This is a genomic window from Hydrogenophaga palleronii (assembly GCF_031457455.1).
GTDB classification, from domain to species: Bacteria; Pseudomonadota; Gammaproteobacteria; order Burkholderiales; family Burkholderiaceae_C; genus Hydrogenophaga; species Hydrogenophaga palleronii_A.
Window position 1 is genome coordinate 212,894 of the sequence record NZ_JAVDWU010000001.1, and the last position, 18,436, is coordinate 231,329.

Consider the following 18,436-nt stretch of genomic DNA (forward strand, 5'->3'; position numbering starts at 1 on the left):
CACCGGCAAGGTGGTCCTTGAACCGTTGCCGGCGGCTCCTGAAGGGGCGCTCAGCACCCTGGCGGATGTCACGGTGGTGGTGGTCACCCATGAAAGTGCGCACTGCATCCCGCTGCTCGACGGCCTGCTGGGATCATGCCCTCACGTGATCGTGTCCGACAACGCCAGCACCGATGGAACGCCGGCCCTCGCGAACCGGCAATGGCCCAGCGCCCGCGTGCTTGAGCATGAGCGCAACCTGGGCTTTGGCGCGGCCAACAATCGCGCGCTGGCGTTGGTGCAGACACCCTTTGCCCTGCTGCTGAATCCGGACTGCGAGCTCTCAGTCGAAGGCCTTCGCACGTTGCTGACGACGGCGCACGACATGGTCGATGCCGCGGTGTTGGCTCCGCAACTCGCCAGTCCGACGGGCAAGCAGGAGGTCAACTACCGGTGGCCCAAGACGGTGTGGCACTCCCAAGGACCCGCCGCCACCGGTTTGGCCTGTGTGGGCTTTGTGTGTGGCGCTGCCATGCTTCTGCGAATGGCGCGTTTTCAGCAGATCGGGTTCTTTGACGAGCGCTTTTTTCTCTACTACGAGGACGATGACCTTTGCCTTCGCCTGTTCCGGGCGGGCTTGCCCATGGTGCTGGTGCCGGAGGTCAAAGCCATCCACCGCTCCCGCAGTTCCACCCGAGGAAGCCGGCCATTGCGAAGCGAGTTCGGTCGCGGCTTCCATCACGCTCAGTCGAAGCTGATCTTCACGGCCAAACACAGGTCGGTGGAGGAAGCCTTGCGGCTGAGGCGCATCTTATTGTTCACCACCAGCGTTGCGCTGCCGATTCGCACACTGGCGTTTGTTCCCCGTCTGGTGGCCAGAATGCTGGGCCGCTGGATGGGCTTGAGGAGTTGGAAATTCGATGATTGAGTCCCCTGCAAACCGGCTGTGTGTGGGCATTTTGACGCTCAATGAGGAGCGCCGCATTGCCCGATGTATCGAGAGCGCCAGCTTCGCAGATCAGATCATCGTGATCGACAGCGGCAGCACGGACGCGACGCGCGACATTGCTGCTCGCATGGGTGCGGACGTGCATCTGTTCCCGGATTGGCAAGGCTTTGCGGTTCAGCGCAACCGCATGTTGCCACTCGTCAAATGCGAGTATTTCTTTTTTCTTGATGCCGACGAGGTAATCACCGACGAGCTGAAGCGTGAGATTCAGCGGGCAGTGGCTTCGGGCGACAACGCGGCGTGGAAGGTGTACTGGGACCAGGTGGCGTTCGGCAAGGCGCTCAGCCGCATGGCGAAAACCGCAGGGGGTGTCAAACGTTTGTTCCGCACCGACAACATTCTGGAATTCAAGGGCGTGGTCCATGAGTACGCGCAATTGAAAGACGAGACCGTTCCCGCACGGGTGTTCAAGGGGCGTCTGCTGCATTTTTCGCGAGACACGGTCTACGAGAGCCTGCTCAAGCTCGCCCAGTACTCCCAGCTGGGCGCCCGGCGCAGGGAGCAGGCGGGGAAGAAGGGGGGCGTCTTGAGGGGATTGGGTTCTGCGATCTCCAATTTCGTGCGCTTTTATGTGTTCAGACGCGGCTTCATGTGTGGCCCCCAGGGGTTCCTCTTTTGCCTTTTGGTGGCGCTGGAGTGCTTCTTTCGATACGCCATCCTGGAATACGACCCACCTCAAGGGGCCAACGCAGTGGTCAAACGGTAATGAGGTATGGGCTTGCCGGGTAGACGCTGAGTGATCGAGAGGCATCCCGAACGGATCCCATGCAGGCACGGCGCCGGGCGCCCGGCCGAATTAGACATTGAACGGATTTTGAGCAATGAATTCAGGTTCCCCAGACACGCGCCCGCGTGCCTTGTTGACGATCGCCTCCGCCTATTGCCTGGTTCTTGTGTACTTTGCATTCCCGATGTCGGTGGCATTGGCCAACACGACGCTGGCGTTGGCCGTGCTTCTGGCTGGCGTGCGCCTGAGCGATGCACAAGCCAGAGCGGATCTGGTGCGGACGCTGCGCAATCCGGTGGTGTGGCCAGCGATGGGTCTGGTGCTGGTCATGGTCGTGGCGACTCTGTGGTCTCCGGCCGACTGGAGCGAGTACCAAGACTACCTTCGAAAGTATTTCAAACTCGTTTTGCTGCCCATTTTCCTGATGCTTCTTGCAGACGCTGAAGTGCGCAAACGCTGCTGGCAGGCATTTGCCGTTGCAATGCTTTTTACGCTCGTATCGACCTGGCTGAATGTGTGGTTCGACTTGCCCTGGTCGAGCACCCAGAATCAAGGATTCGGCGTCGATCACACAGTGTTCAAGGACCACATCTCGCAAGGGATCATGATGGCCTTCTTCACGTGTGCCACCTTGTTTTGGGCCACCAAATCGGCCTCCGCGGTGGGCCGAGTGCTTTGGACCAGTGTGGCGGTTCTGGCCGCAGCCAGTGTGCTCTTTCTGTCCGTGGGGCGAACCGGCTACCTGAGTCTGGTGCTGTCGGTGCTTGTGTTTTTTGTGGTGGCACTGGCGTGCCGACCGCGTCTGCTGGGCGCTGTGCTGGGCGCTGGCTTGCTTGGGCTGGTCCTTGCATTGGCGTTGTCCAGTCAGTTCCAGCAGCGCACCCTGCAGGCCTGGGAAGAGGCCAAGAGCAGCAGCCCCTCCAATGTCACGTCCGTGGGAGCCCGTGTGCAAGTGTGGTACTTCGCGGTTCAGCAGATTCGCGAGCGCCCCTTGCTGGGTGCAGGAACCGGTTCGTATCCCGTGCTGGCCACCGCCCATTTCGAGAACCCGGCCATGTGCGCCACCATATGCCCTCACCCGCACAACCAGTTCCTGTTTTTCCTGTTTGAACTGGGCTTGCTGGGCTTGCTGGTTTTTGCCTGGTTCCTGTGGGCGATCGTGCGACAGGCATTTCGACATCCGCCAGCGCACCGGGCACTGATGCTGGCTTTCGTGGCCGTGATGCTGGTATCCAACATGACGCACAGCTCGTTCTGGCTGTCCACAGAAAGTCACTTCTTCATCCTGTTTACCGCGCTCCTGATGGCGTCGGCCTTGCGGTCGGTTGAACAGGAAAAGGCAACCTCAGACTGAGGGCACCGCCTCTCATATCCTGAACCTCTGAGTTGAGCACCTGCCACCGCGAATGGCGGGGAGGAAGACGTCCTCCTTGTGCTGGGTTCAGACGGCTTGCTTCAATGGCGTGGCGTCAGCTTCCTGTTCCAGGAAAACCCAGTCGACGATGTCGCTGTTGGAGGCATAGCCTGCCACCAGTTGTGCCAGCATGGCCTTCATGCGCCCCACATCGTTGTCATCGAGCGCCGCCTTGAACGTCTTGAGCTGCAATTGCAGGGCATCCCACGGAATGAATTCTTCGTGGGCTTTCATGATCAGGGGGTGCGACGTGGGCTTGGGGTTGTCGCCGATGAGCAGTTCTTCGAACAGCTTTTCGCCAGGACGCAGACCGGTGATCTGGATCGCGATGTCGCCTTCCGGGTGTTCGTCGTCCTTGAGCGTTAGACCAGAGAGTTCGATCATGCGCGTGGCAAGGTCCATGATCTTCACAGGCTCCCCCATGTCCAGCACGAACACGTCCCCCCCTTTGGCCATGGCGCCAGCCTGGATCACCAGCTGGGCGGCTTCGGGGATGGTCATGAAGTAGCGGGTGATGTCCGGGTGGGTCAGTGTGATGGGGCCACCGTCGCGCACCTGCTGGCGGAACTTCGGCACCACCGAACCGGACGATCCCAGCACATTGCCGAAACGGACCATGGAGAAGCGGGTCCGGGCGCCTTTGTCGGCCAGGGCCTGCAGGGCCATTTCTGCCAGCCGTTTGCTGGCGCCCATGATGTTGGTGGGGCGCACGGCCTTGTCGGTGCTGATCAGCACGAAATCGGCCACACCCATTTCGGCTGCCACCTGTGCCACGGTGATGGTCCCGATGGCGTTGTTCCTGATGCCTTCCAGCGGGTTGTGTTCCACCAGCGGTACATGCTTGTAGGCCGCGGCGTGGTACACCGTGTCCGGCTTCCAGGCCGACATGATCTCGCGCATGCGCTCTTCGTCCCGCACCGAAGCGAGCAACGGAACCAGACGGGCTTCCGACTCGGGTAACCGCGCGCTGAGCTCTTGATGCACCTCGTAGAGTGCGAATTCGCTCTGGTCGATCAGCAGGAGCGACGCGGGTTCCACCTTGAGGATCTGGCGGCACAGTTCGCTGCCGATGGAGCCGCCTGCGCCGGTGACCAGCACCACCTTGCCGGTGATGTTCTTGCCCAGCAGAATGTGGTTGGGGCTGACCGGTTCTCGACCCAGCAGGTCGTCAATGTCCAGTTCGCGCAGGTCAGAGATGTTTACCTTGCCCTGTGCCAGTTCGCTCACGCTGGGCAGGGTGCGCACCATCACATGGACCGGACGCATCTCTTCAATGATTTCATTGCGGCGATGGCGGCTGGCAGAAGGCATGGCCAGCAGCACCGTGCTCACCTGCAAGGTGTTGACCAGACTGGGGAGATCCGTCGGACTGTAGATGGACAGACCATTGAGCACATGGCCATGCAAGCGGTCGTCGTCGTCCATGAAGCCGACCACGCGCATTTCATGGCTGTTGCTCATGGCAGCCGCCAACTGGCGCCCGGCGTTGCCCGCGCCGTAGATCAACACACGCGGCAGTGCGGCCATCTTGAGCTGGTTCTTGTAAAGACCACCAAGCCAGAAGCCGGCGAGCGCGCGTGATGTGCCAACCCCAAGCAGCAGGAGCATGGGTTGGATCAAACCGATCGTGCGAGGCACGCCGGGAATGCCTATTGCAGTGATGAGTGCTGCATAGATCAAGGCATAGATGCTGATGGCCTTGATCACCGTGACCATGGCAGAGAGGCCAGAGTAGCGGAATATGGCTCGATAAAACCCGTTCACCACGAACAGCGGTAATGCGATGGCAAGCGCCGCCGCGACCGCCCAGACGGGTTGCCAGTAGGGGTCGCCAGACATTTTGACCCACTCGCCCAGACGAAGGTAGTAGGCCAACCAGACAGTGAGAACGCATAGCGTGGCATCGACCGCCAAAACCACCATGCGCTTTGCCAAGCGAGGCATGCCCAGTATGGGCAAGGCAAAACGGCTTAAGAACATTTGAATAAAACCACGTGGGCCTCAATGATAACGCGAACAAGTGACTTCTGGTCACATATATTGTTTCTGGAGAAAAGATGCAGCCAGAATATTCAGCCTGAATCTGCGTCCTTAAACATTCGCATCTTGGCTTTCAGCTTCAATAAAATGCATTGCGTAATCATCAAGGTCGAAACGATCATGATGGGAATCGTGGGTGCAAAAAATCTGGGTAGATTTTGAGACACAGACGTGTAGAAAACCATCATTAGGATTGGAGCGATTGTCAGTGATAGCCCAGCAGCATTTCTTTTCAGAAAATTGGATAAAAATATGACAATTAACGAAACCCCCAAGGCGGCATTAATCACATTTATTGCATAGGTCTTGTATTTCACGCTGTTAAGTAGCGGTATGTCAATATTGCTGGAGAGGTTCCAGAATCCACGCCAGAACATAAGGCTGCCCATCACCAAGTGGCGCATCGGGTCACTCAGGATCATGTCCTTCGCTTCAGCCTGCATCATCTTGTCCGCCAACAATTCCGGGTGTGGCAGACCTTGTTTTTTCATCTTATTGGAAAGCTTGATAAATGTTGCCGAGGTCTTTCTATAGAAGCTGATGGCATTTTCGGGTTCGCCGAAGGTCTGGGCACGTAAGTCCTCTTGAGAGAATTCTGATGGGCCGGCATACAACCTCCTGAAACGTCCATGCTTGGAAGTCATGTCTTCGGGTTCTACAGATAAGAAAGTGTCTTTCACCAGATGCCGATAGAGGTCAGGTCCAAAAACGGCAAATCCCCCGCGAAACTCTTCTTCTGTCATTTGGTTGAGTAAGGCGCGCTTGTAAAGTACCCAGCCACTCCGTCCGGATGTGATCTGGGCCGTGTCAAATAACATGTGATTTCGGACCACCCATGGTGCGACAATGATCAACGTGCCGCAAGTCATGAATAGCGCCCGAACTGCTCTTTCATAAAAGCGCTTTTTTTGATCTCCATTGATCATGGCTTTGGGCCAGAATACGATGGTAAGGATGATCATTGGCGCCACGTAGAGGAAGGCGCTCTTGGTCAGGCACAACAAACCCATAACAATGCCTGAGATCAGAAAGTAGCTCAATCGAAGTGTTTGAGTGGCTCTTACCATTAGCCAGGAAACCCACAGCAGCAAAACACCCGTAGCCAACTCGGTGTACAGGGAGTTGACGATGTAGATATTGTTGAAAAACAGCAGATAGCAGGCTGCAGCCGCAAATCCTCCGCCTAATCGGGTTTTGGTGACTTCATTCAATAATAACCAGGAGGCAATCAGTCCCAGGAATACCCAGCCCAGATTATGAAGTTTTACAAATTTTGCGGGATCGCCAGTGCGTAGATTTGAAATGGTGAGATAGCTTGAGTCTTTCCCGGATAGTGCGAAGTAGGTTGAAGTTACCAGGGTAGGGAACGGTTCGCGAAAATTGGTGAGATGAATTTTCTTTCCATTGGATCTGGCAAAACTTTTGTGATGATAGAGGTTTAGGGAGATGTCCAGGTTTTGTAGCGCATCGCCTTTGATGTTGTTGGTGGATATCTGCCGTGCAGACAGGGCTGTCAGCGCCAGGCAGACAATCAGCATGATTGCCCACCAGAATCTATTCGCAACAAAAAAAAATGCTGATGCGTTCATAGGTTGCTTTTCCTGGGGGCAAATGTTTTGAGTCAATTAGGTCTTTGATGCAAACGCATAGACATTTTTTCCGAGAAAGAAATGCAGCACCTTGTCAAGTCGAAGGCTTAGTGGAAAAATCCATTTGTCGTACAATTGCAGGCTGCGGGGATTGATGTTGCCCTCACCATTGTTGTGTAGCCGGTAAACAATGGTTGCGAAGAAGCCGAGGCTGTCCGCATACTTGATATTGTCAACTGTGAAACCTGCATTCAACAGTTGGGCGCGGAGTCCGGACTTTCGATAGCGACGATGATGCCCGACCTTTCGATCCATGCTGCTGTAGAGCGAGGGAAACGCTGGCACATATATCAGCAGCTTGCCTCCCGGTGTCAATTTTCGATGCCAAAGGCTCAATACGGCATCGTCGTCTTCAATATGTTCAAGCACATTGAAAGAGTAGATTCCGGTCAGACTGTTGTCTGCCACTGACTCCAGATCCCGCTGCACCTTGAGCTGCTTGTCTTCAAGGATCTTGCCAAGCACCGGGTCTGTTTCAATACAGAGCACATCGTATCCCGCTGCGACAGCGGGGGCGGCAAAGGTGCCATTGCCTGCGCCAAAATCCACGAGTGCGCCATGCTTGCTGAAACGCTGAAAGACAAGGCTCATGAGGTAGCCGTTGTAGTTGTGTGCGCATGCCATGATGTCGAGATTGTCCCGACCTGAATATTCAATCTCGCTCATGATTCAGTGTTCTTGAAAATGAGGCGGTGTGTGGCCACATAGTTGAACGCGAGTGCGAAAAATGCGGCCGCTCCAAGCGGTATCCATGGCCAATCGCGAAACGGCACGTAAAGGGTGATCAGCAAAGTGAAGATGCTCAGGTTGATCAACGCACCCAGGACCTGTATGGCCGTGTAGAGCGCGTACTGTCGCCCGACAACAACCACGCTCGAGTCTTGGAAAGTCCAGCTTCGATTCAGCAGCCAGGTGGCTGTCACGGCCATGGAAAAGGACACGAGCCTGGCCAACAAAATGCTCCATCCTGCACCCATGAGCCAGGTGAGAATGCCTGCATCCACGAAAAAGCCTGCTGCGCCAACAAGTGCAAAGCGCTGGAGCCTGCGGAAGCTTTGGGTCATCGGAAGGGCACCATCTGGTTTCCGGCGCAGTCGTTAGGGCTTTGCGATCAAGGAGGAACGGATACCACGGTTATTGATTCAGCAGATCAAGTTCGAACTGCAGCTTGTTCTGATGAACCATGGAATCCAGAATGAGGCCTATGCCCAGCAGCAGCACCGCCACAATCTCAAGTCCTGTCGCCAGTATGGCCAGTGGTACACGGTCAATGTTGTGCGTGGCAATCCATTCCGAAAGCACGGGCCAACCGGCCAGGAGTCCGAGCAGGCCGAACAGAAAGGCCGCAGTGCCGAAAAATGCCAGTGGCCGATAGTGCCGCATGATGTTGCCGATCGTTTTCAGGACACGCATGCCATCTTTGACGGTGCTGAGCTTGGAGACACTTCCTGCTGGTCGATCGTGGTAGTTGACCGGGATTTCGACAATGCGAAACCGCTTGTCGAGCGCGTGCAAAGTCATGTCGGTTTCGATTTCGAAGCCTTCGACGAGAATGGGATAGCTTTTGACGAACCGTCGATTGAGCACTCGGTAGCCACTCATCACGTCCGAGAGTCTGGTGCGGAACAAGCCATTCACCAGATCCCTTACCAGCCGGTTTCCAAAGCCATGCAGTGGGCGCTTGTTCTCTGCCGCGTAATGGCCTGCACTGTGGCGATCGCCGACGACCATATCTGCGGAGCCAGCCAGAACCGGTGCAATAAGCTCCTTTGCCGCTTCAGGTGGGTAGGTGCAGTCTGCATCACTGACCAGGTAAATGTCGGCTTCGAGGTCCATAAAGGCGCGGCGCAATGCATTGCCTTTACCCGGGCGTCTCTCACTCAGTACACCTCCTTGGCAATTCAGGTTGCTCAAGGTCTGGAGTGCGATTGACTTCGTGTTGTCGCTGCAGCGATTGTCGATAACCCAGATGGCTGCATCGGGGAGTGCCCGATGAAAGCCTTCAATGCTTTCTGCAATGGTCGAGGCCTCGTTGTACGCCGGCAGCACCACAACCAACCTGGGTGCCATGAAGGTAAAAGGCGGCTCCTTTGTGAGTTGGCTTTGTTCTTCTTGATGTGCGATTGACATGTTGAAGTACCTTGGTTTGATCGCCTGGCGTGCATTCGAGAATCAATGCGTAACGCCCTTGCTCCGCAGCACGCGTGCGAAAGTAAGCAGCAGAATTTTCAAGTCGAAGGACAATGAATGATTCCTGAGATACTCTTCATCCAGTTTGACCTTTTCTGGAATCGGTAACTCGTCGCGCCCGTTTACTTGGGCCCAACCAGTCAACCCCGGTACCAGTTGGTGCACGCCGCATTCGGTTCGCAATGCAATGAGGTCATCCTGATTGAACAGCGCCGGGCGCGGCCCGACAAAACTCATGTCGCCTTTGATGATGCTCCAGAGTTGCGGCAATTCATCCAAACTGCTCTTGCGTAGAAAGGAACCTATTGGCGTCAGGTGGTTTTTAGGATCCTTGAGGAGATGGGTGGCCACGGCTGGTGTATCGACTCGCATGCTGCGAAATTTGGGCATGCTGAAGATCTGGTTGTGCCTACCCACCCGGTTGCTCCAGTACAGCGCTGGTCCAGGCGAGGTAACACGTACCAGTATTGCCAGCACGGCGATCGGCAGGGCAAGCAGGCAAGCGGCAATGCTTGCGAGGACGAGGTCGAAGAGTCGCTTCACGGACGGGGCTCCCCGAGCCATCGGTTCAAACCCTGCGTGACCGTGACAGGCGGTTGCCAACCCAGCGTGGTGTGGGTTGGGCCTGGGTCCACGACGAGGGAGCCCACGAGACGCTCCACCTCTGCTGATCGGGCTGTCAACCACCCTGCCAGTCGCAGGCATGCTGGCGGGACCGGCAGCAGGCGTGCGGGACGCCCCATGGCGCTGGCCATGGCACATACAAGTTCAGGGGTTGAGAGGTCTTGGCCATCGGACACCAGAAAGCTATGCCCAGGCGCATCGGCGTGTTCAATGCAGCGGGCGAGCAGGTCCACCAGATTGTCCAGGGCCACGAGTGAGCGACGGTTGTCCACGCTGCCCAGGGGAATGGGCAAGCCTTGCGCCACCCACCGCCGCAGCCGTTCCATGTTTGCACGCACGCCCGGGCCATACACCAATGGCGGACGTACCACCACCACCTCCAGGCCTGAACCGGCAGCTTCATTCCACAGCGATTGTTCTGCTTCCCATTTAGAGCGGCTGTAGGCATCTTGTGGCCTGGCCTCGTCATTGGCGTTCCATGGACGCCCTGGTGAGGTTGATTCGCCATGGACTTTGACGGTGCTGAGAAACACCAATCGCCGCACGCCGGACTGGGCAGCCTGTCGTGCCAGTCTGCGCGTTCCCTCGACATTCACTTGACGGAACGCATCCAAGGGGTTGGAGGTCGACTCTCGCATCACATGAACGCGGGCCGCACAATGCACAATGCAGTCGACGTTCTCCAGGGCTTGAGTCCAATCTGTCTCTGCGCCGATGTCTCCGACGGACATCTGGTCGCGGTTGGCGCTATCCGCCTTCCTGACCAATTCCCTGACTTGGTGCCCGTGGCTCCTCAGGTGAGCGACGAGGGCGTGCCCCACAAAGCCATTGGCACCTGTGACCCCGATCATGATCGGGCCAGCTGTGAGCGTGGCAGCGCTGAGGACTTGCCCAGCGTGAACGGCAGATAGCGTTCCATCACATGCACGGCGGGGATCAGCATGACGACCGTCAGGCCCAGTACGACCAGCCCCAGTCCGATATCGTTGTCAATTGCATCCATGCTGGTTTGCAGCACCATGGCCAGCACAACCTTCACCGCCTTGATCAGCAGCATGTGGATCAGCATGATGGACAAGCTGTAGCGGCCAATGGCAGCGAGCCAGCCAGTATGGCCATCGAACCGTCGCAGGATCACCATCACCGACAACAGGCCGCTGAATGCAAACAGCATGAACCACCACGGATTGCCAACCAGTCCTTCACCAAACTGGATGAAGCCATTGACTGGGCTGAAGGCGCTGATCAAGAGCAAGACGCTCAGCAGCAACCAGTGTCCACGGCTGCCCAAGGATCGAGACCAATCGTCAAAACGGATGCTGTAGCCAGCCTGAAAGAAAACCAGCGCACTCAGGGCGGGGATCCCGCTGAAAGGGAGAGCAACTCGTCCTGCCAACCAAAGCCCGATGCCCGAGAACACGGCAACAGCTACCCACTGCCAAATTTTCTGGCGGATGTAAGTGTTGATGCTGTAGCCAAGCAGGAAGGTCCAGAACAGCGCCATCACAAACCAGAGTGGTCCGTTGATCAATCGCCCGTCGCCGATGGTCCCGTAGAAGATGCCGGCAAGAGGCGGCCACAGCCCGTAGTCGAACTGCTGGATGTGAATGCCACGATGTTGGGCCAGGAAGTAGCCAGCCGCGTAGAACATGTATCCCAGCATGGAATACCAGAGGTAAGGCACGATCAGCGTACGCACCTTTTTTGCCACCACGGAGGCAAACGGACCTGCCCCTGGCCGGAGCGTGACTCCCGAAATGAAGAAGAACAGCGGGACGTGGAAAGCGTAGATGTAGACGTACAGGATCGAAGGCGTGATGGTCGAATACACATGCCCGATCACGATCAGAAGAATGCCCAGTCCCTTGGCTGAATCAATCCACTGGGCACGGCCGCTGCCGAGAGGTAGCTGGGTGGATTTGTCCATGGACAAGTCAGGTTCGCTCCGAAGCACGTTCTTTCATTTGCTGGGGGTGGTCCTTGTCACGGTTCTCAAGACTCAGCGCACGGATCTCTTCGAGCAACTTGCGGTTCGCGGACAGAAGGTCGGCCACGAACGCGACCAGTATCGTGTGAAAACCGATGATCATCAACGAACTGGACAGGATCAGCGATTGGATGTGGCCCGCGTAACCGTATTCACTGGTCAGCCATTTGTAGAGAAACCGGAGCCCAATCAGGAAGCCTGCCCCAAAAAGGGCAAGGCCGATCGTGCCGAAGAAGCGGAAGGGCCTGTAGATGACGAAAACGCGGATGATGGTGACGATGCTGCGCCGGATGTACGACGACATGCTCTTGACCAGGCGCGACGGCCGCAGATCGCCGTTGACTCGGATCGCTACCGAGGTGATGGCCATGTTCTTTTGACCGGCCTGAATGATGGTTTCCAGCGTGTATGTGTAGTCGCTGAATACCACCAGCCGTCTGGCGGCGGATCTGCTGATCGAGCGGAACCCGCTGGGCGCATCGGGGATGTTGGTTTTGCTCGCGACCCGCACCACCCAACTGCCCAGTTTTTGCAGCAACTTCTTGACCGGGCTGAAATGCTCAATGGCCTGAATCGGGCGTGCGCCCACGACGATGTCTGCTTTGCCATCCAGAATCGGTTGGGTGAGAAGAGGAATGTCGTCGGCGTTGTATTGGTTATCCGCATCGGTGTTGACAATCACGTCTGCACCTTGCTCCAGGCAGGCCTGCAAACCATTCATGAAACCCCGGGCCAGACCCTGGTTGCGTGTATGCCGAACCACGTGATCCACGCCGTTTTCCAACGCGACCTTGACGGTGTCGTCCGTGCTTCCGTCGTCAATGACGAGCCATTCGACTTTGTCGAAGCCTTGCACACGCCGTGGAAGGGCGGAGAGCGCGATGGCCAAGGTCCCAGCTTCGTTGAAGCATGGAATCTGAATAATCAATTTCAAGAAAAACTCCTGTCTTCCGCCACAGTCTGGGCAGCCCGCGCGATTGTAGGTGACGCCTGCATGGCATCCACGGGTGGGATGCTGAGGCATCAACGGGGCGGTGTCTTGCTAGAGAACGCAGGTGTGCGTCGCTGCAGTGTGCCCCCCAAGCATCCACATACTAGGGCACTTGCACTGCTGTCCGGCACTTCCTGATTGTTTATCGATCAGGCTAGGGCCGATGGGACGGGGGGCCGTGCATGGAGCACCGCGCAGCCACTCTTGCCGAGCACCTCATGAAAGTGCGGCTTTGATATGAGATGTCATGAGTAGAGAGCACGAGCGATGTCCAAGGCCATGGTTTCAGGCAGATCAAGGTCATCGAACTCGATAATCTGGCCCGCATGAATGGGGCGGGTCACAACTGCATTTTGAATCAATCCAATCGGGACATGTCGCGGGACATCCTGTATGCGCGCTGCTTCTCCGCGTACCTGGAACCCACCAATGGCGCGCGTGATTTTGGTGCCGACAGGCAGGTCCGCTTTTGCGATGCCAACCACCGAAATCGTCGGGCTTTCAGAGTTGTTCAATAGTACGCCTCCGCCGTTGATGACGCGCCTGACTGTTTTCAGTATTTCGTATTGGCAGAGGTGGTAGTTCTTCATCAATACGTAATACGGCCCGCCACCCAGCTTCAGATAATTGAGTGCAGGTGCTTCCTCCTCCACATGGGTACACACCACAAAGACACCAGGCGCCTTGCCGGGTGCCAGAATGTAATCGGATATTGCTGATCCAGCTGCTGCTGCCTTCTGTGCCAATTCAATCGCGGTTTTGTCAACGTCCGTTGCCGGCAGACCTTCGAGTCCTTGTTTGGTGATGGTGGCGCCGAAAGCATTGGCAACGAATGCCTGTTCAATCTGGATCTTCGTGCCGTCGGTAAAGGATGTGGTCTGTTCGATGCTGATGCCTTGCTTGGAGGACCAATAGCTCATTTCTTCCGGCAAGGGGGTATGGTTGAGAAATCCCTTCATATTGCCATAGACGACTGGCTTGAAGCCCATCATTTCCGCTTCTTCACGGAGGGCGGCCAAGCAACCCGGCTGATCACCTTCAGCCTCTGTGACCATGCCCATCCGTGCGAAATATGAACCAGTGGTCACATGAAATTCTGAATTCATTGTGATCACCGGCTTGCCAGCAAGCATGGCCTGATGAATGACATCGGTGGCGTGCAGCACATCGCCGCTGCATTCAATAATGATGTCGGAGTTGTCAATGATTTCGGCAATCGAATGTGTTAATTGCTCCGGAAACGGGAAATTATTCTTTTCGTCCCGTGCGCGGCGGGTGAGAACCGATGTGAGTTTCAGGTCGCGACCGTGCCTTTGCAGCATTCGAGAGAATCCACTGGCAATGAATCCAGTACCGATCAAGCCGATTCGGTATTGCTTTTGATGGGCTCCGGTTTTCTCGAAATAAGGAGGAAATGGTCTTGACAGCGACCTCATCAGATCCTGTTTCGCTGAAGCTGATGTTTCGGGAATGGGGGAGTGCATGTCACGTCTCATTTCACGGGATTTGTCGGAAGATCGGCAGTCGTGAATTGGACTGCAGGCAGCAGGCGCTGTTGATTTCATCAACTTGCACAGCGCAATATTTCCTGGTCGAGGGGGAAGCTTTGCAATGTGGTCCGTTCAGGGCGAGAATATTCTCTTAACCTAGAAATTTTCAACGCGGAATCCTTAAGGGATCCTTAAGATTTGCTGGCCTTGTGTCGACTGTCTCCGTCCGACTACAGCGGAGGGCTTGCGGCATGTGCGGCGGGTGGCCAGACGTTGGTTCCTGCGCCGATGCGTTAGATTCATCGGCTCCTCAACAAATGACCCCGCTCCGGTCAATATCATCCAGGCCATGAAACTGCTACTTGTCGAAGACGATGCCATGCTGGGAGCCAGCATGGCAAAGGGTCTTCACCTCGCCGGCTTTACTGTGGACAGTGTGTCCAAGGGCGAGCACGCGCTGAACGCACTCGCCGAGCAGACATATGACGTGATCCTGCTTGACATCGGGCTGCCAGATATCAACGGGCTTGAAGTGTTGCATCGAATCCGGAACCAGAACGTAAAAGCACCCGTGATGCTCGTGACCGCCCGAGGGGCTGTGCGGGATCGGGTGGAGGGCCTCAATCTGGGCGCCGATGACTACCTCGCTAAGCCGTTTGATCTGGATGAACTCACCGCTCGCATTCATGCCCTGGCCCGGCGCGGGAGCGGCCGCGTACAGCCTCAACTTGAGCTTGGGCGGTTGTATGTTCACCCTATTGAGCGAGTGGCTCGGCTGGGCGACGTCGAGTTGAAGCTGTCTCCTCGCGAGTTTGACTTGCTTGAAATTCTGCTTCGGCAAGCTGGTTCGGTGGTTTCGACCAAGCAACTTGGACAGCAGCTCTACGCTTGGGGGGAGGAGGCTTCCAGCAACGCTGTGGAAGTGCATTTGCACCATCTGCGCAAGAAGCTGGGCGAGCCATGGATCGTCAACGTTCGAGGCGTTGGCTACAAACTGGTGCAGGTCGCTTGAGCTCGATTCGCTCCAATTTGCTGGCCTGGCAGATGCTGGCGCTGATCCTCACCGCGGTGGTGGTCAGCCTTCTCACGTCAAAGCTCGTTTGGGAAGGGTTCAACAATGTTCGCGACCTTGGCCTCGAGCAGATCGCAGAGACCGTCTTGCGACACGACGAGACACTAGGACCTACGCCACCTGGTGCAGATCATCGTGTAGACCCAGACAGCTCCATGCTGGAGAAGCGCTGGTTTGCCGATGAGGACTACCTTTCCCAGTTCGTCAGCCAGGTTTGGGGACCAAACGGCACATTGGTGTATTCGTCGTTGCCCGAGGTGGGACCTCCCCAGCAAAGCACTGGGCACAGCATCGTGTCGTGGGGGGGGCAGAGCTGGCGAGTGTTTACGACGCCTAAAGACGGACAGACGGTTCAGGTGGCAGTGACAACGCACATTCGTCGACAGCACTTTTACGAGTTGACCCTGTGGCTGGCGGTACCGATGCTCATGCTGGTGCTTGCATTGGGTGGTCTCAACTATCTCGTGGTCAATCGATCGCTGCGTCCAATTGAGAAAATGAGCGACCAGATCAATCATCGCGATGTCACATCCCTTGAACTGATTCCGACTGAAGCGATGCCGCGTGAAATTGCTCCGCTTGGGTTGGCATTGAATCAGCTGCTGGAGAGGCTCGATGCTCTTTTGGCCAATCAAAGACAATTGCTGGCGGATGCTGCTCACCAGCTCAACACGCCATTGGCAGCGATAAGGCTACAGGGCCAAATTGCGCGCCGAGCGTCGGGCTCGGAACAGCATGCGGCGCTCGATGAACTGGACAAAGGTATTGCACGGGTGGGGCATGTGGTTTCTCAATTGCTGCAACTGGCCCGCCTTGAACCCGAGGCCATGCGACCGGAATTCGCCGTTGTGGTGATTGACGAATTGATCACGCAAGCAATTGTCGAATTTTCTGATCGTGCGGTTTTGAAAGGTATTGATCTCGGGTTGACGCATTGTGTAAAGGCTGCGGTGTGGGGGGATCATAATTCATTGCGTGGATTGATGGACAACCTGGTCGACAATTCTCTGCGCTACTGCCCTTCAGGTTCGCGAGTGGATGTGGAGCTCAGCACCGTCGGTGATTCGGTCATCATCGATGTGATGGACAATGGACCGGGCATTGAACCTGCAGATCGCAAACGGGCTTTGGAGCGATTCGTTCGTCTTGATCATTCGCGCACGCACGGAAGCGGTCTGGGCCTTTCAATCGTTGATCGCATCGCAAAACTTCATGACGGTACCCTGGAGCTGAGGACAGCGCCTTCCGGGGGGCTTTGGGTGCGAATCGAATTACCGGCATTTCATCAAACCTGAAATGGTCTCGTTAATGTTAAAGGTGATTGGGTTCGGCCGCTGCTTTGAAGCGGGTTGATATGCTCCCTGCCGTTGACCACCCTATGAAATTGCTTGCCGCACGCCCCTGTGTCCATCAGCATGGGGTGGTTGAGATCTGCTTTCAGTCAGACGCCGTATATCCGGAACCCTTCAAAGTGATCGCTTTGGATGTGGTTTTTACTTCCCCCGGCAATAGGCACGTTGAGATTCCTGCCTTCTGGTCTGGGGGGCAAACCTGGCGTGTACGGTTCTCCTCTTCCGAAATTGGCATCCACGCATACAAAACCAGGTGCAGCGACGCAGGCAATCTTGGGCTGCATGCTCAGGTCGGCGAAGTTGAAGTCCAACCATATGACGGCGAAAACCCGCTCTACAGCCACGGCGGAATAAAGGTTTCTGAAGACAAGCGTCACTTTTGCCACGCGGATGGCACACCATTTTTTTGGTTGGGTGACACATGGTGGATGGGTTTGTGCAAGCGTCTCTCGTGGCCGACCGATTTTCAAACGCTTGCGGAGAACAGGAAAAAATTAGGATTCAATGTCGTTCAGCTTGTGGCTGGACTCTATCCCGACATGCCGCTTTTTGATGAACGAGGAGCGAGTCAAAGCGGGTTCTGCTGGGAAAAAAAACTGGACCAGATCAACCCCTCCTTTTTTGATGAAGCCGATCAGAAGATTTTTTACTTGGTAGAACTGGGCTTGATACCCTGCATTGTAGGTGCATGGGGCTATTATTTACCCATGATCGGATTGGAAAACATGCAGCGCCACTGGCGCTATTTGATTGCGCGCTGGGGTGCCCTGCCAGTGGTATGGGTGGCGGCCGGCGAGCAAACCATGCCTTGGTATCTTGAGAGCTCGGTGCAAAAAATAGCTTCCCAAGAGAGGCAAAAAAAGGATTGGAGCCAGGTTCTTGCATACATGCGAGCCATCAATGGGTTTGATCGCCTGATAACAACGCATCCGGTGTCAAGCGCCCGAGAGTCGGTCACTGATGTCCGTTTGCTTGATTTCGAGATGCAGCAAACCAACCATGCGTTGCCTACCTCGCATCATGCTGCGCGCGCGTGGACTGGTTGGCAAGTACAGCCACCGACACCTGTGATCAGCGCTGAAGCGCGCTATGAGGCCCTGGAGATCAGCCCCGCGGTAACGACCCAAAACACGCGCGAGGCGTTTTGGGCGCATGCACTAAATAGTGGCCTCGCTGGGCATACCTATGGCGCCAACGGAATTTGGCAGGTCAACACCACTCTTCAAGGTTTTGGACAATCGCCCACAGGACTTTGCTGGGGGAATTTGCCCTGGAACCAGGCGATGAGACTCCCTGGTGCCCAGCAGATAGCTCGCGCGAAGCGGTTTCTGGAGTCTGTTCCATGGAACAGGTTTGTGCCTCAGCCAATTCGAGCAAGTCGTTTGGAGAAGTTTTTTCAGGCTAATCCTCGTCTTCAAAGAGTTGCTCAAAAACTCGGGTGGCGCTGGAGTCCGTCAAATCCCATTGCGTTTGCAGTTTGTAAAGAACAGTCCGTCGCAATCATCTACACAATTACGAGACGACCCTTTAATATCGATCTGCATTTGTTCGATGTGCCCGTGAAGCTTCGCTGGATAGATCCGACGAATTTTGATACTCACCCTGTCGATTCTGTTTTGCGCGGTGATCATCTGCATGTGAAGTCGCATTGCAAAAATGCGGCCGGCGATAACGATTGGATATTGCTATTGCAGACTTGATGTCAATAGGTAATGCATGACTCAGCAGGGTTTTGCAAGCTCACCAGGTCAGAGCGCTGCTACCGGAATGTTTGCAGAGACTCGAGGTTGTGCCCACTGCTCCTGACCAGCGTGGCTACGAGCTCGCGAGCAAGTGGCCTTCGGCACACAGCCAGATCTGCCTTCCACATCGAGGTATCCCCAGCGCCGCCAGGGCTGCTACGCTCGCCCAG

At 56.0% G+C, this 18,436-nt stretch carries 16 protein-coding genes; 6 read left to right on the plus strand and 10 right to left on the minus strand.

Translation table 11 applies throughout. The annotated features are described in order from the left end of the window. The first annotated feature begins 10 nt into the window (after positions 1 to 10). The 3 genes from J2W49_RS01090 to J2W49_RS01100 all read left to right on the plus strand — a co-directional run bounded on the left by J2W49_RS01090 (position 11) and on the right by J2W49_RS01100 (position 3,069). Positions 11 to 907, plus strand: coding sequence for a glycosyltransferase family 2 protein (locus J2W49_RS01090; RefSeq protein ID WP_310310624.1), 897 nt, complete (start codon positions 11 to 13; stop codon positions 905 to 907). Then, complete coding sequence (locus J2W49_RS01095; protein WP_310310627.1) at positions 900 to 1,694, plus strand: glycosyltransferase family 2 protein; 795 nt, start codon at positions 900 to 902, stop codon at positions 1,692 to 1,694. Before J2W49_RS01090 ends, J2W49_RS01095 begins: the two co-directional genes overlap by 8 nt. Positions 1,695 to 1,809: 115 nt before the next feature. Continuing rightward, entirely contained in the window at positions 1,810 to 3,069 is a 1,260-nt protein-coding gene (locus J2W49_RS01100) for an O-antigen ligase family protein (RefSeq protein WP_310310629.1), read from the plus strand. A gap of 87 nt (positions 3,070 to 3,156) precedes the next feature. On the opposite strand, the gene J2W49_RS01105 is transcribed toward J2W49_RS01100, so the two are convergent. The 10 genes from J2W49_RS01105 to J2W49_RS01150 form a co-directional block, all read right to left on the minus strand. Beyond that, positions 3,157 to 5,073, minus strand: a complete 1,917-nt coding sequence (locus tag J2W49_RS01105) for a polysaccharide biosynthesis protein (RefSeq protein WP_310310632.1) — start codon at positions 5,071 to 5,073, stop codon at positions 3,157 to 3,159. Positions 5,074 to 5,201: 128 nt separating this feature from the next. Beyond that, a complete protein-coding gene (locus tag J2W49_RS01110) occupies positions 5,202 to 6,758 on the minus strand; it encodes a hypothetical protein (protein ID WP_310310634.1) in 1,557 nt (518 codons plus the stop codon). 36 nt (positions 6,759 to 6,794) lie between these two features. Next, positions 6,795 to 7,484 (minus strand): class I SAM-dependent methyltransferase, encoded by a 690-nt coding sequence (locus J2W49_RS01115; RefSeq protein ID WP_310310637.1) that lies wholly within the window; start codon positions 7,482 to 7,484, stop codon positions 6,795 to 6,797. Then, the gene (locus J2W49_RS01120; protein WP_310310639.1) at positions 7,481 to 7,882 is read right to left on the minus strand and encodes a GtrA family protein; all 402 of its coding nucleotides are present in this window, start codon (positions 7,880 to 7,882) and stop codon (positions 7,481 to 7,483) included. The genes J2W49_RS01115 and J2W49_RS01120 overlap by 4 nt, the downstream gene beginning before the upstream one ends. Positions 7,883 to 7,952: 70 nt before the next feature. Further along, positions 7,953 to 8,948: a glycosyltransferase family 2 protein gene (locus J2W49_RS01125; RefSeq protein ID WP_310310642.1), complete on the minus strand. Its 996-nt coding sequence runs from the start codon at positions 8,946 to 8,948 to the stop codon at positions 7,953 to 7,955. Between the two features lie 42 nt (positions 8,949 to 8,990). After that, positions 8,991 to 9,551, minus strand: coding sequence for a sugar transferase (locus tag J2W49_RS01130; protein WP_310310646.1), 561 nt, complete (start codon positions 9,549 to 9,551; stop codon positions 8,991 to 8,993). Next, entirely contained in the window at positions 9,548 to 10,483 is a 936-nt protein-coding gene (locus J2W49_RS01135) for a UDP-glucose 4-epimerase family protein (protein WP_310310649.1), read from the minus strand. Before J2W49_RS01135 ends, J2W49_RS01130 begins: the two co-directional genes overlap by 4 nt. Then, positions 10,480 to 11,559, minus strand: a complete 1,080-nt coding sequence (locus J2W49_RS01140; protein ID WP_310310651.1) for an acyltransferase family protein — start codon at positions 11,557 to 11,559, stop codon at positions 10,480 to 10,482. The genes J2W49_RS01135 and J2W49_RS01140 overlap by 4 nt, the downstream gene beginning before the upstream one ends. A gap of 7 nt (positions 11,560 to 11,566) precedes the next feature. After that, complete coding sequence (locus J2W49_RS01145) at positions 11,567 to 12,553, minus strand: glycosyltransferase family 2 protein (protein WP_310310654.1); 987 nt, start codon at positions 12,551 to 12,553, stop codon at positions 11,567 to 11,569. A gap of 302 nt (positions 12,554 to 12,855) precedes the next feature. Then, the gene (locus tag J2W49_RS01150; protein ID WP_310310657.1) at positions 12,856 to 14,094 is read right to left on the minus strand and encodes an SAF domain-containing protein; all 1,239 of its coding nucleotides are present in this window, start codon (positions 14,092 to 14,094) and stop codon (positions 12,856 to 12,858) included. A 355-nt stretch (positions 14,095 to 14,449) separates the two neighbouring features. Here J2W49_RS01150 and J2W49_RS01155 point away from each other — a divergent pair, with 355 nt between their 5' ends. The 3 genes from J2W49_RS01155 (at position 14,450) to J2W49_RS01165 (ending at position 18,224) form a co-directional block, all read left to right on the plus strand. Beyond that, positions 14,450 to 15,112, plus strand: coding sequence for a response regulator transcription factor (locus tag J2W49_RS01155; RefSeq protein WP_310310660.1), 663 nt, complete (start codon positions 14,450 to 14,452; stop codon positions 15,110 to 15,112). Then, entirely contained in the window at positions 15,109 to 16,467 is a 1,359-nt protein-coding gene (locus J2W49_RS01160) for a sensor histidine kinase (RefSeq protein ID WP_310310663.1), read from the plus strand. Before J2W49_RS01155 ends, J2W49_RS01160 begins: the two co-directional genes overlap by 4 nt. A gap of 83 nt (positions 16,468 to 16,550) precedes the next feature. Next, a complete protein-coding gene (locus J2W49_RS01165; protein WP_310310665.1) occupies positions 16,551 to 18,224 on the plus strand; it encodes a glycoside hydrolase family 140 protein in 1,674 nt (557 codons plus the stop codon). The last annotated feature ends 212 nt before the right edge of the window (positions 18,225 to 18,436 follow it).

Coding starts and splice junctions, on each gene's coding strand:
- J2W49_RS01120 (WP_310310639.1), bottom strand. CDS start 7,882: ATGACCCAAAGCTTCCGCAGGCTCCAGCGCTTTGCACTTGTTGGCGCA.
- J2W49_RS01110 (WP_310310634.1), bottom strand. CDS start 6,758: ATGAACGCATCAGCATTTTTTTTTGTTGCGAATAGATTCTGGTGGGCA.
- J2W49_RS01100 (WP_310310629.1), top strand. CDS start 1,810: ATGAATTCAGGTTCCCCAGACACGCGCCCGCGTGCCTTGTTGACGATC.
- J2W49_RS01095 (WP_310310627.1), top strand. CDS start 900: ATGATTGAGTCCCCTGCAAACCGGCTGTGTGTGGGCATTTTGACGCTC.
- J2W49_RS01155 (WP_310310660.1), top strand. CDS start 14,450: ATGAAACTGCTACTTGTCGAAGACGATGCCATGCTGGGAGCCAGCATG.
- J2W49_RS01105 (WP_310310632.1), bottom strand. CDS start 5,073: ATGCCTCGCTTGGCAAAGCGCATGGTGGTTTTGGCGGTCGATGCCACG.
- J2W49_RS01150 (WP_310310657.1), bottom strand. CDS start 14,094: ATGCACTCCCCCATTCCCGAAACATCAGCTTCAGCGAAACAGGATCTG.
- J2W49_RS01165 (WP_310310665.1), top strand. CDS start 16,551: ATGAAATTGCTTGCCGCACGCCCCTGTGTCCATCAGCATGGGGTGGTT.
- J2W49_RS01125 (WP_310310642.1), bottom strand. CDS start 8,948: ATGTCAATCGCACATCAAGAAGAACAAAGCCAACTCACAAAGGAGCCG.
- J2W49_RS01140 (WP_310310651.1), bottom strand. CDS start 11,559: ATGGACAAATCCACCCAGCTACCTCTCGGCAGCGGCCGTGCCCAGTGG.
- J2W49_RS01135 (WP_310310649.1), bottom strand. CDS start 10,483: ATGATCGGGGTCACAGGTGCCAATGGCTTTGTGGGGCACGCCCTCGTC.
- J2W49_RS01115 (WP_310310637.1), bottom strand. CDS start 7,484: ATGAGCGAGATTGAATATTCAGGTCGGGACAATCTCGACATCATGGCA.